Here is a 13,892-nt window from a genome sequence, read left to right on the forward strand (position 1 = left end):
CGCCCCCGGCGCGGTCTGCGCCTTTCGCCCCCGCGCCGCGCCGACAGGCGCCCCCCGGAAGAACTCTGCATGACAAAATTCGGGACGAGCGCGCAATGGCCAACAAGGGCGGCCCGCGAGTCGCGAGCTCCTGGAGCGAATCACGAGCTCTTTTGGCGAATCGCGAGCTCTTCACTCCATCCTCTTGCGGCTGTCAGTGAATTCTCGTCCTTCTTCGAATCCCCTCCGGAGGCGCGACACCGCCGCGCCCGCCGGACACGCGCCTGACCAAGCGCTGCACCAGGCTCAGGAGCGCCCTTATTTTTTGACCATATTTTGACCATAACCGCCCCGTCGCACCTCATCCGTCCTGAGATTCTCGTATATAAGAGCTCATTACAGACTCATGGCAGACCCCCGCATCAAACCTCAGCTCGTGGTGATCGGCTGCTCGGCGGGCGGGATCCAGGCCCTCAGCACGCTCGTCTCCACGTTCAGGGCTCCATTCCCGGCGCCGATCGTGATCGCCCAGCACCTCGACCCCCGGCGGCCCAGCCACCTCGTCGACGTGCTGGCCCGCCGCAGCGCGCTGCCCGTCCGCACCGTCGCCACGGTCTCCCGCTCGAGGACGGCGTCGTTTATGTCGTGCCCTCGGGGCGCGACGTGGAGATCAGCGACCACGAGCTCCGGCTCCGGCCCGACAGCACCGATCGACCCAAGCCGTCCGTCGACATGCTCTTCCGCACCGCGGCGGAGGTCTTCGGCGAGGGCCTCGTCGCCGTCATCCTGACCGGCAACGGCTCCGACGGCAGCGCCGGCGCCCTCCACGTCAAAAAGGGCGGCGGCACCGTCATCATCGAGAATCCCCAGACGGCGAGCTTCCCGGGCATGCCCGAGTCGCTGGCCCCGAGCACCGTCGACATCGTGGCCGATCTCGATCGGATCGGGCCCATCCTCAACGATCTGCTCGCGGGCACGTACATCGAGCCCCCCGCGGACGACGAGAAGCGGCTCCAGGAGCTCCTCGATCTCGTGCGCGAGCGGAGCGGGATCGATTTCAGGAAGTACAAACAGGCGACCATCCTGCGCCGGCTCCGGCGCAGGATGGCGGCCACGAACACGGAGTCCATCGAGGCCTACGGGCAGCACCTCACCGAGCACCCCGACGAGCTCCCGCGGCTCATCAACAGCTTCCTGATCAAGGTCACCGAGTTCATGCGCGACCCCGATCTCTTCGCGCACCTCCGGGACGTGATCCTGCCCGGGCTCATCGCCCACGCCCGCAGCGACAACAAGGCGCTGCGGATCTGGTCGGCCGGGTGCGCCACCGGCGAGGAGCCGTACTCGCTCGCCATCCTGGTCAGCGAGCTGCTCGGGGACGAGCTCGACGCCTTCAACGTCCGCATCTTCTCGACCGACGTCGACAGCGAGGCGATCGCGTTCGCCCGACGCGGGATCTACGCGGCGAGCGCCGTCGAGGACCTGCCCCCTGACCTCGTCGAGCGGTACTTCGTCGCGGTCGACGGCCAGTACCAGGTCAAGAAGCGCATCCGCAGCCTCACCGTCTTCGGCGAGCACGACCTCGGCCAGCGCGCGCCCTTCCCGCACCTCGATCTGGTGGTGTGCCGCAACGTGCTCATCTACTTCACGAGCGACCTCCAGCGCCGCACGCTGCACCTCTTCGCCTTCTCCCTGCGAGAAGGCGGCTACCTCGTGCTCGGCAAGGCCGAGACGACGAGCCCGCTCAGCGAGTACTTCGTCCCCAACGACATCCACTACAAGATCTACGTGCGCCGCGGCGAGCGCATCCTCATCCCCCCCGGTCCCTCCCTCCCCCCCGTGCTGCCCAGGCGCGCTCCCCGCGGCAAGAGCCCCCTCATGAACATGCGGCCCCTCAGGGAGCAGCCGCGCGCCCGCCTGTCCATCGACCTGCTGCTCTCGGGCTTCCGCCAGGGCATCGTGGTCATCGACAGCCGCTACGACATCCTGGAGATCAACTTCGCCGCGCGGCGCCTGCTCGGCATCCACGGCACGGCGCTCGGGCAGGACTTCGTGCACCTGGCGCAGGTCATCCCCCACCGGCCGCTGCTCGACGCCATCGACGCCGCCTTCCGGGCGAGGCGCGGGACCCGATCGAGATCGCCCTTGACCCGACGCCGCAAGGCGAGCGGACCACCATCCAGCTCTCCTGCGTCGTGCCCCAGATCGAGCTCGACCCGAGCAAGCTCGCCGTCGCGCTGCTGGTGATCGAGGACGTCACCGCGGCCGTGCGGCGCCGGGAGGCCAGCGACGACGCGATCGCCCAGGGGGCGCGGCTCCGGGCGGAGCTCGATCGGACGGCGGCCGAGCGCGATCGCCTGCGCTCCGAGCTCGACGCGCAGGCCGCCGCGCGCGCGCAGGCGGAGCGCGCCGGCGAGGCGGACAGGCTGATGATCCGGCGGCTCTCGGAGCAGAACCGTCAGCTGCTCCGGGCCAACGAGGAGCTCACGTCGGCGCACGAGCAGCTCCGCGCCCTCAACGAGGAGCTGATGGTCTCCACCGAGGAGGCGCAGGCCGCCATGGAGGAGGTCGAGACGCTGAACGAGGAGTTCCAGGCGACCAACGAGGAGCTGGAGACCGTCAACGAGGAGCTCCAGGCGACGATCGAGGAGCTGAACACGACGAACGCCGATCTCGAGGCGAGGAGCCGCGAGATCCAGGAGCTGTCCGCGCCGATCGAGAACGAGCGGGCGCGGCTCTCCGCGATCCTGCACAGCATGGGCGACGCGCTCCTCGTGGTCGACGGCGCCGGGCGTCCGGTGCTCACGAACGACGCGTATTTCACGATGTTCGGTGAGGGCCGGCCGGTCGCGATGGACGACAAGGGCCGGCTGCTGCCCGCCCACGACGCGCCGGAGCAGCGGGCCGCGCGAGGCGAGAAGTTCCAGATCGAGTTCTCCATCCCCGGCCCGGGCGGCGCGAGCCGGAACTTCGAGGCCACCGGCCAGCCCATCGCCACCGGCAGCCCGCGCCCCGCAGAGACGGCCGAGCGCGGCGTGATCGTCCTCCGCGACATCACGGACCGGAGCCTCCGCAAGCTGCAGGATCGCTTCATCGCGATGGCGAGCCACGAGCTCCGCACGCCGCTCGTGCCCCTCCACGGCTACCTCGACATGCTGCTCAGCCTGCTCCCCAGGGACGGCGACGCACGCCTTCACCGCTTCGCCTCGCTCGCCCGCAACCAGAGCGAGCGCCTCGCGCGGCTGGTCGACGATCTCGTGAGCGCGAGCCGCATCCAGACCGGGAAGTTCGAGCTCCAGCTCGAGGACGTGGACCTCGTCCCGCTGGTCGCGAGCGCCGCCGAGGGCGCCCAGTCGCTCTCGGCGACGCCGAAGATCCACGTCGTGCTGCCCCCCGGCACCGCGGAGCCGCTCGTGGTGAAGGGCGACGCCGCGCGCCTGGAGCAGGTCCTCATGAACCTGATCGTCAACGCCTTCAAGCACGCGAACGGCACCCCCCAGGTCGAGGTGCGATTGCGGCGCGCAGGCGGGGGCGCCGAGCTGGACGTGGAGGACTACGGCCCGGGGATCCCCGCGGCCAACTTGCCTCACCTGTTCTCGAGCTTTTACCAGGTGGAGAGAGGCGGCCACCCCTCCGGCGGAGGCATGGGCCTCGGGCTCTTCATTTGCAGGGAGATCATCAGGGCGCACGGCGGCCAGATCTTTGTGCGCAGCACGGAAGGCAAGGGGGCGACCTTCACGGTCAGGCTGCCGCTGATCGAGGACCGACAAGCACACGACGGATGCGCTGAATCGACGCCGCTCTCCTGCGCTCGCGCGCGGCCGGTCGAGCGGCGCTGCGGAAGGGACCAGGCCCATGAAGGGGACGATCTTGGTGGTGGAAGACGACCTGGACTCGAGCAACATGCTCCGGGAGCTGCTGGGGATGGCCGACTATGCCGTCGAGTCGGCCGAGACCGCCGACCAGGCGATCGCCGCGTTGACGGAGCGGCGCTACGACGCCGCGTTGCTCGATCTGACCGTGTCCGGCGCGACGACAGAGGAGCTGATCGAGCGGCTGCGGGGCGTGTCGGATCGGCCGCCCATCGTGCTCTTCTCGGCGCGGACGCCCGATGATCTCCGGACAGCGGCCGAGCAGCTCTCGGCGGCGGCCGTCATCCAGAAGCCGGCGAGCATGGGTGTGCTCCTCTCCACCATGGCGCGGGTGGTCCGCCCGCCTTCGTAGGCGGCGCCTGCGAGCGGGGCCGCGCCTCTCCTCTTCTTCTCGTCTTCTCGTCTGCTTCGCTTCTCCCCCTCTCCTCAGCGAGGCGCACTGTGCCGGAACCGGACATCATCACGATCGGGGCGTCGGCTGGAGGCGTGGAGGCGCTGATCGTGCTTCTCGGGGGGCTGCCTGCCGAACTGCCAGCGTCTCTGTTCGTGGTCCTTCACCTTCCGGCGACGGCGCGGAGCATGCTCGCCACGATCCTCGGGCGGTCGACCCGGCTGCAGGTGGGGGTGGCGGTCGACGGCGAGCCGATCGAGCGAGGGCGGGTCTACGTCGCGCCGGTGGACAACCATCTCCTGCTCGGAGATGGCGTGGTGCGCGTGGTGCACAGCGCGCGCGAGAACGGGCACAGGCCGGCCGTGGACCCGCTGTTCAGGACCGCGGCGGCGGCGTACGGCAACCGCGTGATCGGCGTCGTCCTCTCCGGCATGCGCGACTGCGGCACGGCCGGGCTCATGGATGTGAAGCGCTACGGCGGCATCGCCGTGGTCCAGGATCCGAAAGACGCCCTGTTCTCGGAGATGCCGCAGAGCGCGCTCGACAACGTCCCGGTGGACCACAGTGTCCCCTTGGCGCAGCTGGCGCCGCTCCTCATGGATCTGGTGCAGCAGGAGGCCGGTGGAGCCCCGGCAGAGCGGCGATCGGCGACAGGGGGGGCGACGGTGGATGCGATCGAGAGCGATTTCACCTGTCCGGGGTGCGGCGGGAACCTGGTCCGGCGCGACGACGGCGCGACGCTCCAGTTCAGGTGCAAGGTCGGCCATCGCTACTCTCCGGAGGGCCTGGAGGACGAGCAGGCCTCGGCGCTCGACGCGGCGCTGTGGATCGCGCTCCGCACGATCGAGGACAGCGCGGCGCTGGCGCGGCGGATGGTGGCGCGCGCGGCGGAGCGGAACCAGCCGCTGTTGCTGGCCCTTTACGAGGAGCGAGTCCGGGTGGCCGAGGAGCGGGGCGCCCTGGTGCGCCGGGCGCTGCTGGGCACCGGTGAGGGCAACGGGCCGACAAGGAGCGCCAGCCCGACGCGGGGGCGGCTGCCGCCGACGGGGTGAGCGGCCGCTCGCGGAGCGGGCCGAGGCCGCGGCGCCGCGGAGGGCGCGGCGGGGCGAGCGCGCCGTGGCGCACGATGGCCAGAAGGGCTAGGTGTGGCCCATGGATTTTGCCAAGGTGATGGGCGAGCTGGAGCGGCTCGGCACCGAGCAGAACCGCAAGGTGTACCGGCGCCACGGGATGACCGATCCGCTCTTCGGCGTGAGCTTCGCCCACATGAACGCGCTGGAGAAGCGGATCAAGCGCGACCACGAGCTCGCCGAGGCGCTGTGGGCGACGGGCAACGGCGACGCGAGGACGCTGGCGGTGGCGATCGCCGATCCGGAGCGCTTCACCTGGGACAAGCTCGAGGCGTGGCTCGACGGCCTGCGCTCTCCGCTGCTCATCGATCTGCTCATGAAGCGCGTCGCGCTGAAGACGCCGTTCGCCCGGGACGCGATGGCGCGCTGGACCGCGTCGAGCGACGAGTGGATTGGCCGCGCGGGCTGGACGCTCCTCGGCCTGCTCGCGACCGAGGACCCGTCGGTTCCCGACAGCGTGTTCGAGGAGCGGCTCTCGGTGATCGAGGCGTCGATCCACCGGGCGAAGAACCGCGCCCGCGAGGGGATGAACAGCGCGCTCATCAGCATCGGCGGGAGGAACGAGCCGCTGCGCGGCATGGCGCTCACGGCCGCGCGGCGCATCGGCAAGGTCGAGATCGACCACGGCGAGACGAGCTGCAAGACGCCCGACGCGACCGCCTACATCGAGAGCATCTGGGCCAGGAAGCCGGCGGCGAAGCCCACCAAGGCCGCCGCGAAGCCCGCCAAGGCCGCCGCGAAGCCCGCCAAGGCCGCCGCGAAGCCCACCAAGGCCGCCACGAAGCCCGCCAAGGCCGCCGCCGCGAAGCGAGCCTAGCCCGCCAGTTCCGCCACACGCGCCGTCCGGCGCTGGATCACACAGGGTGCGCCGTCGTGAACAGCTCGCCTGGCGGCCCGAGCAGCTCCTTGCGGGTGAGCCGCTCGACGACCTTGCGCGTGAAGATCAGGTGATCTTCCTCCTCGTGCAGGCGGCGCCGGAACGCCTGCCTCGCCTCGCTGTCGTCCGCCTCGTCGGCGAGCTCGAGCAGCAGCTGCCAGCCGGCGTTGTCGACGAGCTCCGCGGTGAGCAGCGCGTGGAAGAGGTGGGTCGGGTTCATGTCCCCGTCGAGCACGATCTGCTCGATGCCCCGCGACTCGACCGCGACGAGCCGCGACATGTCCGTCTCGGCGTGCGCGTCCCCGCCCAGCGCGCGGATCTGCGTCTCGAGCCACTCCTCGTGCTCCTTCTCCTGGTCCCGGTGCTCCTTGAGCTGACCGAGCCGGGTCATCAGGAGAGGATCGGCCGCGCGGCCGATCTTCTCCACGATGGAGTCGTACAGCTTGACGCCTGCGCGCTCGAAGGTCAGCCGCTCGCTGAGCAGGTCGATGGCCTTGTCCCTGTTCGTCTGTGCAAGCTTCTTCATGGATGCCTCCGACCGGGGCGCATGCGATTCGCAGGCCGCCGCGCGCCGCGCCTGCGCGGCGGGCAGCGCGCCGGCCGGGCGCGGCGCGCGGCGATCAGAGGTGCTCTGTCAGGTACTCGACGATGGCGCGGTTCGCGTAATGGCTCGCGGCCGGCGACCGGTAGCCGTGCCGCTCGCCCGGGAACACGAGGGTGTCGAACCGCTTGTCCGCGGCCATCAGCGCCTCGATCATCTTCGCCGTGTGCGCAAAGTGCACGTTCTCATCCATGAGCCCATGCATGAGGAGCAGCTTCCCGCGCAGGTTGCCCGCGCGCCTCGTGAGATCGGTCGCCTCGTACCGCGCGGCCTCCTTGCCGAGGAGACCCATGTACCGCTCCGTGTAGCCCGTGTCGTAGAGCCGATCGTCGCTCACCGGTGATCCCGCGACGCCCACGTGGAAGCGGTCCGGCGCCATGAGGAGCGCCTCCAGCGCCATCCTGCCGCCGTAGCTGTGGCCGTAGATCCCCACGCGGCCCGCGTCGACGTAAGGCAGCGTCTTCAGGAAATCGAGGCCCGCGATCTGGTCGGCGAGCTCGACCTCGCCGAGGCGCCCGTAAATGGCGGACTCGAACGCGCGCCCGCGGTTCGCCGAGCCGCGGTTGTCGAGCTGAAACACCACCACCCCGCGGTCCGCGAGGTGATTCCACAGGAGCCAGGGCGACCACGAGTTGAACACCGTCTGGACGCCGGGCCCCCCGTACACGCTCACCACGACCGGATAGCGGCGGCCGGGCTCGATCCTCCGCGGCGCGAGCAGCGCGCCGTAGAGCGTGTCGCCGCTCGCGGCGCGCACCTCGACGATCTCGGGGGCGCGCAGCTCGAGCTCCGCGAGCTCGCGGTCCACGGGCGCCGGCAGCGCGCCGAGCTCGGCGTTGTCCGCGCCCCTCACCGCCCCTTTCCACGGGCGATCCAGGGCCGCGTGGAGCTCGACGTACCCCGGTCCCCTCGGATCCACGGTGATCTGGTGCATCCCCGGGTCGGACGTGAGCCGCTTCAGCTCGCCGCCCGCGAGCGGCACGGCGTAGAGGTGGCGCTCGGTCGGGCCGTCCTTGGTCGCCACGAAGCGCGCGAGGCCGCGCTCCTCGTCCGGCGGAAGGAGCGAGGTGATGTCCCAGTCGCCCGCGGTGAGCCGCGCGAGCTCGGCGCCCGAGCCGGCGTCCCGCAGCGCGAGGTGGTGGTGGCCGCCCTCGGCGGTCGACCAGAGGAACCTCGGCGAGCGCTCGAGGAGCCGCATGTCGGCGAAGTCCACCCACGTCGGCGAGGTCTCGACGACGACCTCGGCGGCCTCGCCCGAGCGCGGCGTCGCGCGGAGGAGCGCGAGGCGCTTCTGGTCGCGCGAGAGGGTCTGGAACCAGAGCGCCTTGCCGTCTTCCGCCCAGGCGAACCGGCCGAGGTAGCGCTCGCCTTCGCCATCGCCGCCCTTCCCCGTGAGCCATGTCGTCTTCCTGGTGGCGAGATCGAGGATGCCCGCCCGGACGCGGGGGTTCTTGCCGCCGACGCGCGGGTAACGCGCCATCATGAGATCTTCCTTGCCGTCGCGGAAGCCGAGGACTGGCACCTTCTCGACCTCTCGCTCGTCGACCTCCAGGTAAGCCACCCGGTCGCAGCCGGGGGAGATCCAGAAGCCGCTCGGCTCATCGAACTCCTCCTGACCGTTGAAGTCGCTCAGGCCGCGCGACACCCCCTCGGGCGCCCCCCGGGTCAGCGCCGTCTCGCGGCGCGAGGCGACGTCGACCATGAAGAGCTCGCGCCCGCGGACGAACACCACGCGCTCGCCGCCGTCGCACACCTTCGGATCGATCTCCGGCGCGGGCGTGTCGGTGAGCCGCGCGATCGCCCCTTTCGGGTCGCGCGCGTCGCGCAAGAAGAGGTCGCCGCCGAAGGGGATGAGCAGGACCTCTGCCCGCTTCGCCCACGAATAGGCCGTGATTCCCCTGGAGAACATGCGCTGTCGCTCGCGGCGGAGCTCCTCCTCGCGGGACAGCGGCTTCGCGTCCTTCAGCAGGTCGCCCGAGGCGACGAGCTGCCGTGTCTCGCGCGACGCCGTGTCGAAGGCGAAGAGCGCCTGCTCCGGCCGGTCCGCCTGCCGCTGGAGGTAGGTGATCAGCTTGCCGCCGGGCGCGTACTGGATCGCCCGGGGCAGCCGCGCTCCGAGCGGCGGTTGCCGGCCGAGGTGGGCGTACGTGATCCGGCTCGCCTCCGGCCCGGCGATGCGCGTCTTGTCCGGCGAGGCGGCCTGCTTCACCGCCGCGGCGGCCTTGGCGGGCGAAGCGGCCTTGGCGGGCGAGGCGGCCCTCGGCGGGGACGAGCCGGTGGGCGGGGCGCAGGCGGCGGCCAGGAGAACGGAGAGCGACCACCAGCGAGCGGGGAGCAGCGGACTTCGCATGTCCGCTATCTCTCCCGCTGCCGCCGAGATGTCAAACAGTGCTGCCGGCCGCGTCGTCCGGGTCAGATCCGCGCGCGGATCCGCGCGGCGAGGCGCCCGAGGTCCTCCGGGCAGAGCTGGAGGATACGTCGTATCGAGCGCGCCGCCTCTTCCGCGACGATAGCCCGGCCAGCAGCATCAGCAGCCATCTTGCGGTGCTGTGTCAGGAAGCTCGCGAAAAAGGATTCCTTCGGGTGAGCATCGGCGCGAATTTCGAGCCATTTCCACTCCGAGGGGAGGTTGTGCCCCGCGAGCACCCAGACCTCGATCTCCTCGATCGCGAGCTCGCCGAGCAGAGCCTGCCCCTCCGCCAGCACGGCGGCGCTCCGCTGCTCCAACGAATCGAGGGCGGCTCGCCGCCCGGCGTTCTGCGCACCATCGCGATCGACGAGGAGCAGAAAGAGATCGGTTTGGCCTCCCCAGCGATCGAGGATCTTGTGAATGCGCTCCCACTTGAGCGCCTCCCCTACACCGCCGAGCACCGGCTGCTCGCAGACGCGAACCTTGGCCTTGGGCCTGCCCAGCTCGGCCATGAGCGCCTGGATGATGGGCCTGAGCAGCTCCTTGTCCCGGCGTGAATCCTCGGGGATGATCAAGACGTTCACGGCCCGCTCTCCTCGGGAGAAGCTCGCTTCGTGGGCTCCCTCGGGGATGCGGCGAACTCCATCATGTCCTCGAACCACCCCGACGCCAGCAGATCACCGCGATCGTGGCCGCGGAGGACGCGCTCCGCGTCGGGGACATCGACGAGGCGGACGATGCGACCGGACGGCTCTCCCTCCAGCCGGTAGACGAGCGATGCGTGCGCGAGGAGCTCGTCGTCGAGCTGCGCGAGGAGCGCGGGCGAGTGCGTCGTCGCGACGACCTGGACGCGGCCGTCGCGCGCCCGTGCGCTGATGAGGTCGAGCAGGAGCCGCAGCCGGCTCGGGTGGAGGCCGCTCTCGATCTCCTCGAGAAAGAAGAGCGTCGGCTCCGGTGAAAGGAGGGCGGCGAGGAGGCCGAGGAAGCGCAGCGTGCCCTCCGAGGCGCTGTACGCGGACAGCTCGGTCCCGTCCTTCTCGACGAGGACGAGCAGCACCTGCCCGCGAAGATCCGCTGGGAACTTCAGATCGACCACGTCCATCGGCGTCAGCGCGCGGAGCCAGTGCAGGAGCTCCGATTTGGTGTCCTCGCGCGAGCAAAGGGTCTGCAGGACGGAGGACAGGTTCTCCCCACGATCGGAGAGGTTGGCTTGTCCCGGAACGCTCGGCTGACACATGGCGGCGGGAGCGAGGTCGATGAAGCGCATCGACCCGAGCGCGCGCTCGGCGCTGATGACGGCGTCAGGGGGCTCGCCAAGGAGCCTCGTCAGCGCGGGAGCATCCGAGCGCTCGGACTGTATCCAGGAGTCGGGCCCCTCGATCGAGTCGGGATCATTGACCGTGATGATCAGCTGTTCCGACAGCTGTCCTCCCGACGTATTGCGGTACGGTCGTGCCTCGTAAACGAGGATGGGGCTCGTCCCGCCAGAGCGAAGCGACTCCGAGGCAACCCGTGGCAGCGGAGCTATCTCCACCTCGATGGAGTATCGTCCCGCATCATGGACATCACCCCCCTCGACGGCCAGATCGATGTCCACCTCGAGGACAAAGCTCCCCGCCCCCCGGAAGCTCGCCTCCCGCACGCCACCGCGCAGCCCGTCCCATTGCCGCTCGCCGGCCGTGTACTTGCCCCCGAAGATCTCTGCCAGTGTGTACCCACGCCCGACCCCGTGCAGGAAGCGGAGCGCCTCGCGCACGTTGCTCTTCCCCGCCGCGTTCGCCCCGACGAGCAGCGTGAACGGACCCAGCGAGAGCGTCGCGTCCTCGAAGTTCTTGAACCGTACCAGGCGGACCCGCCTCAGCATCGTTCAACCCTACCCTTCTCCGCGCGTTGCTCCGTCTCGGCCCTGGAGCATCCCATGCGATGGTCGATCCCCGCCAGCGCTGCCGCTCCCTCTCGGTCAGCTCGCGATGCGCCGGAGCACGATGACCGGCCGCCCCGCCTCGCGCGAGCGATCGATATCCACCTTGCAGTCGAGCATCCAGTCGTTGTGGTCCTCCGGATCGGCGATGATCTGCTGGACGACCCAGGAGCCGCCGTCCTCGGCGGGTTGGATGATCGTGTTGCTCGGGCTCCGGGCCGCCGGATCGGTGCGGATCGCGGCGTGCTCCGCGTAGTAGCCTCGGAGCGCCTCGTCCAGCCGATCCGCCGTCCAGGGCGCCTCCTCCCCCTCCACCATCTCGGCGGCGACCTCGTAGTCGCGGCGGGCCAGCGCGCGCAGGAAGAAGAAGAGCTCGTTCCTCACGAGCACGGTGAACTCCTTGACGTTCCGCGTGACGTCGAACGCGGCCTGCTCCACGGCGCCGCCCGGCGCCGCCGCGCGCGGCTGGAACGACGGGTCGCGCAGCCGCTCCCACTCGTCGAGCAGGCTCGAGTCCACGCCGCGGATGAGCGCCCGGAAATAGGCGATCATGTCGATGGTGTCGCTGTCCTTCGCGTACTCGGGCACCGTCTGGACGAGCGCCTTGTACACCTCGGAGACGTACCTGAGGAGCAGCCCCTCCGCCCGCTCCAGGTTGTACTCCCGGATGTACTCGCTGAACGACAGGTATTGCTCGTACATCTCGCGCGCGACGCCCTTCGGACGGATGTTCTCCTGCCCCACCCACGGGTGCCGCCGCGCGAAGTCGTTGTAGGTCCCGTAGATGAACTCGCGGTTCGGCCTCGGATAATCGAGCTTCTCGAGCTCCTCCATCCGCTGCTCGTACTCCACGCCCGCCGCCTTCAGCTCCGCGAGCTTCTCGGTCTTCAGCCGATCGAGCTGCTTCTGCAGGATGAGGTCGGGGTTCTCGAGGATCGACTCGACGAGCGTCAAGAGATCGAGCGGATAGGTGCCGCTGTCGGGATCCAGCTTGCCCACCGTCTCGAGGACGTAGAGCGAGAGGGCGTGGTTCAGCGAGAAGTCCTCCTGGAGATCCGCGTTGATGCGGAGGCGCTTGCCCGGCCCGTCTTCCCTGGGGACGAACTCGATGATGCGCGCCTCCACGAGCGAGCGGAAGAGGAGCATCGCCGTCCTGCCGTGCTGGCGCCGGACCGCCGGCCGATCGTGGGTGCCGCGGATGAGCCGCTTCAGCGCCAGACAGCCGCCCTCCTCGCGCCCGAGCACGTTGACGAGCATGCCGTGCGTGACCTGGAACCGGGACACGAGCGGCTCGGGCGGCGACTGGATCAGCCTCTCGAACGTCTGCCGGTCCCAGTGCACATAGCCCTTCTCCGGCGGCTTCTTCCTGACGATCTTCCGCCGCTTGGCCGGGTCGTTCCCCGCCTTCGCGTCGAGCCTCATGTTCTCGATGACGTGCTCCGGCGCCTGGGCGACGACGCTCCCCTGGTTGTCGAACCCCTTCCGGCCGGCCCGGCCGCTGATCTGCTGGAAGTCACGCACGCTCAGGATGGCCGTCTTCTCGCCGTCGAACTTGCAGAGCTTCGTGAACAGCACCGTGCGGATCGGGATGTTGACGCCGACGCCGAGCGTGTCCGTGCCGCAGATGATCTTGAGGTGCCCCTGCTGGGCCAGCTTCTCGACGAGCAGCCGGTACTTCGGCAGGAGCCCCGCGTGGTGGAGCCCGATCCCGTGCCTGACGAAGCGCTGCACCTCGCGGCCGTAGGGGCTCGAGAACTTGAACGGGCCCCCGAACGCGGAGCCCGGCCCCGCGCCCGCGAGGGCGGCGGTGATCGCCCGCTTCTCCTCCTTGGTGCAGTAGTCCTGGCTCATCAGGTTCTGCGCCTCCTCGGCGCAGCCCCGCTGCGTGAAGCTCACGATGTAGATCGGCGCCTTGCCGCTCTTCACGAGCGTCGCGACGGTCTCGTGGAGCGGCGTCTCGCGGTACTCGAAGTCGAGCGGCACCGGGCGCACGGTCGACTTGATCACGGCGGTCTGCTCGCCCGTCAGGCGCGTGAGCTCCTCCTGGAAGAACTCGGTGCCTCCGAGCGTGGCGCTCATGAGCAAGAACCTCGCCTGCGGCAGCGTGAGCAGCGGGATCTGCCAGGCCGCGCCGCGATCGCGATCCGAGTAGTAGTGGAACTCGTCCATGATCACGTAGTCGCAGAGCGCCTTCTCGCCCTCGCGGAGCGCGATGTTCGCGAGGATCTCCGCGGTGCAGCAGATGATGGGCGCGTCGCGGTTCACGGCCGCGTCGCCCGTCAACATGCCCACGTTCTCGGGGCCGAAGTCGTTGCAGAGCGAGAAGAACTTCTCGCTGACGAGCGCCTTGATCGGGCACGTGTAGTACGACTTCATCCCCTCGGCGAGCGCCTTGAAGTGCATGGCGGCCGCGACGAGCGACTTGCCCGAGCCGGTCGGCGTGTTGAGGATCACGTTCTTGCCGCCGAAGATCTCGAGGATGGCCTCCTCCTGCGCCGGGTAGAGCTCGAGCCCCCGCTCGGCGACGTAGTCGAGGAAGCCGTTCAGGAGATCGTCGGCCGTGAAGTCGTGAGGCGACGGCGGGAGGCGAGCGAGGAGCGGGGCGGCGGCTTGATCCATGGCGGCTGTCGGGCGCGCGCCCATGGGCGCGGGCCCACCATGCAGAAGCCTGGTTTCAGCGAGAATGCAAGCAAACTCCTCCATGTCCAGGC

8 protein-coding genes and 3 pseudogenes are annotated in these 13,892 nt (G+C 69.8%); 6 read left to right on the forward strand and 5 right to left on the reverse strand.

The annotated features are described in order from the left end of the window. Positions 1 to 385: 385 nt before the first annotated feature. The 6 genes and pseudogenes from WMF22_RS23900 to WMF22_RS23925 all read left to right on the forward strand — a co-directional run. Positions 386 to 1,131: pseudogene (locus WMF22_RS23900) on the forward strand (chemotaxis protein CheB); the annotation flags it as partial. A 63-nt stretch (positions 1,132 to 1,194) separates the two neighbouring features. Beyond that, the gene (locus tag WMF22_RS23905; protein WP_438037277.1) at positions 1,195 to 2,226 is read left to right on the forward strand and encodes a CheR family methyltransferase; all 1,032 of its coding nucleotides are present in this window, start codon (positions 1,195 to 1,197) and stop codon (positions 2,224 to 2,226) included. Between the two features lie 605 nt (positions 2,227 to 2,831). Next, positions 2,832 to 3,722: pseudogene (locus tag WMF22_RS23910) on the forward strand (sensor histidine kinase); the annotation flags it as partial. Positions 3,723 to 3,903: 181 nt separating this feature from the next. Beyond that, on the forward strand, positions 3,904 to 4,203 hold the full coding sequence (locus tag WMF22_RS23915; protein ID WP_437301391.1) for a response regulator: 300 nt from the start codon (positions 3,904 to 3,906) through the stop codon (positions 4,201 to 4,203). 89 nt (positions 4,204 to 4,292) lie between these two features. Next, positions 4,293 to 5,294 (forward strand): chemotaxis protein CheB, encoded by a 1,002-nt coding sequence (locus WMF22_RS23920; protein WP_438037140.1) that lies wholly within the window; start codon positions 4,293 to 4,295, stop codon positions 5,292 to 5,294. 100 nt (positions 5,295 to 5,394) lie between these two features. Further along, positions 5,395 to 6,072 (forward strand): annotated as a pseudogene (locus tag WMF22_RS23925) (DNA alkylation repair protein); the annotation flags it as partial. Positions 6,073 to 6,226: 154 nt separating this feature from the next. Here WMF22_RS23925 and WMF22_RS23930 read toward each other — a convergent pair. The 5 genes from WMF22_RS23930 to WMF22_RS23950 all read right to left on the reverse strand — a co-directional run bounded on the left by WMF22_RS23930 (position 6,227) and on the right by WMF22_RS23950 (position 13,800). Next, entirely contained in the window at positions 6,227 to 6,775 is a 549-nt protein-coding gene (locus WMF22_RS23930; RefSeq protein ID WP_437301392.1) for a DUF892 family protein, read from the reverse strand. Positions 6,776 to 6,869: 94 nt separating this feature from the next. After that, positions 6,870 to 9,200, reverse strand: a complete 2,331-nt coding sequence (locus WMF22_RS23935; RefSeq protein ID WP_438037141.1) for an alpha/beta fold hydrolase — start codon at positions 9,198 to 9,200, stop codon at positions 6,870 to 6,872. A gap of 62 nt (positions 9,201 to 9,262) precedes the next feature. After that, complete coding sequence (locus WMF22_RS23940; protein WP_437301394.1) at positions 9,263 to 9,844, reverse strand: hypothetical protein; 582 nt, start codon at positions 9,842 to 9,844, stop codon at positions 9,263 to 9,265. Next, complete coding sequence (locus WMF22_RS23945) at positions 9,841 to 11,124, reverse strand: AAA family ATPase (RefSeq protein ID WP_437301395.1); 1,284 nt, start codon at positions 11,122 to 11,124, stop codon at positions 9,841 to 9,843. The genes WMF22_RS23940 and WMF22_RS23945 overlap by 4 nt, the downstream gene beginning before the upstream one ends. A gap of 96 nt (positions 11,125 to 11,220) precedes the next feature. Then, complete coding sequence (locus WMF22_RS23950) at positions 11,221 to 13,800, reverse strand: DEAD/DEAH box helicase (protein ID WP_438037142.1); 2,580 nt, start codon at positions 13,798 to 13,800, stop codon at positions 11,221 to 11,223. Positions 13,801 to 13,892: the final 92 nt, after the last annotated feature.

The sequence above is a fragment of the Sorangium sp. So ce204 genome (assembly GCF_051526795.1).
Lineage (GTDB): Bacteria > Myxococcota_A > Polyangia > Polyangiales > Polyangiaceae > Sorangium > Sorangium cellulosum_B.

Bases quoted from the DNA above. Each gene is read 5' to 3' on its own strand.
- WMF22_RS23945 (WP_437301395.1), bottom strand. From the start codon at position 11,124: ATGCTGAGGCGGGTCCGCCTGGTACGGTTCAAGAACTTCGAGGACGCG.
- WMF22_RS23950 (WP_438037142.1), bottom strand. From the start codon at position 13,800: ATGGATCAAGCCGCCGCCCCGCTCCTCGCTCGCCTCCCGCCGTCGCCT.
- WMF22_RS23935 (WP_438037141.1), bottom strand. From the start codon at position 9,200: ATGCGAAGTCCGCTGCTCCCCGCTCGCTGGTGGTCGCTCTCCGTTCTC.
- WMF22_RS23930 (WP_437301392.1), bottom strand. From the start codon at position 6,775: ATGAAGAAGCTTGCACAGACGAACAGGGACAAGGCCATCGACCTGCTC.
- WMF22_RS23915 (WP_437301391.1), top strand. From the start codon at position 3,904: ATGGCCGACTATGCCGTCGAGTCGGCCGAGACCGCCGACCAGGCGATC.
- WMF22_RS23905 (WP_438037277.1), top strand. From the start codon at position 1,195: ATGCGCGACCCCGATCTCTTCGCGCACCTCCGGGACGTGATCCTGCCC.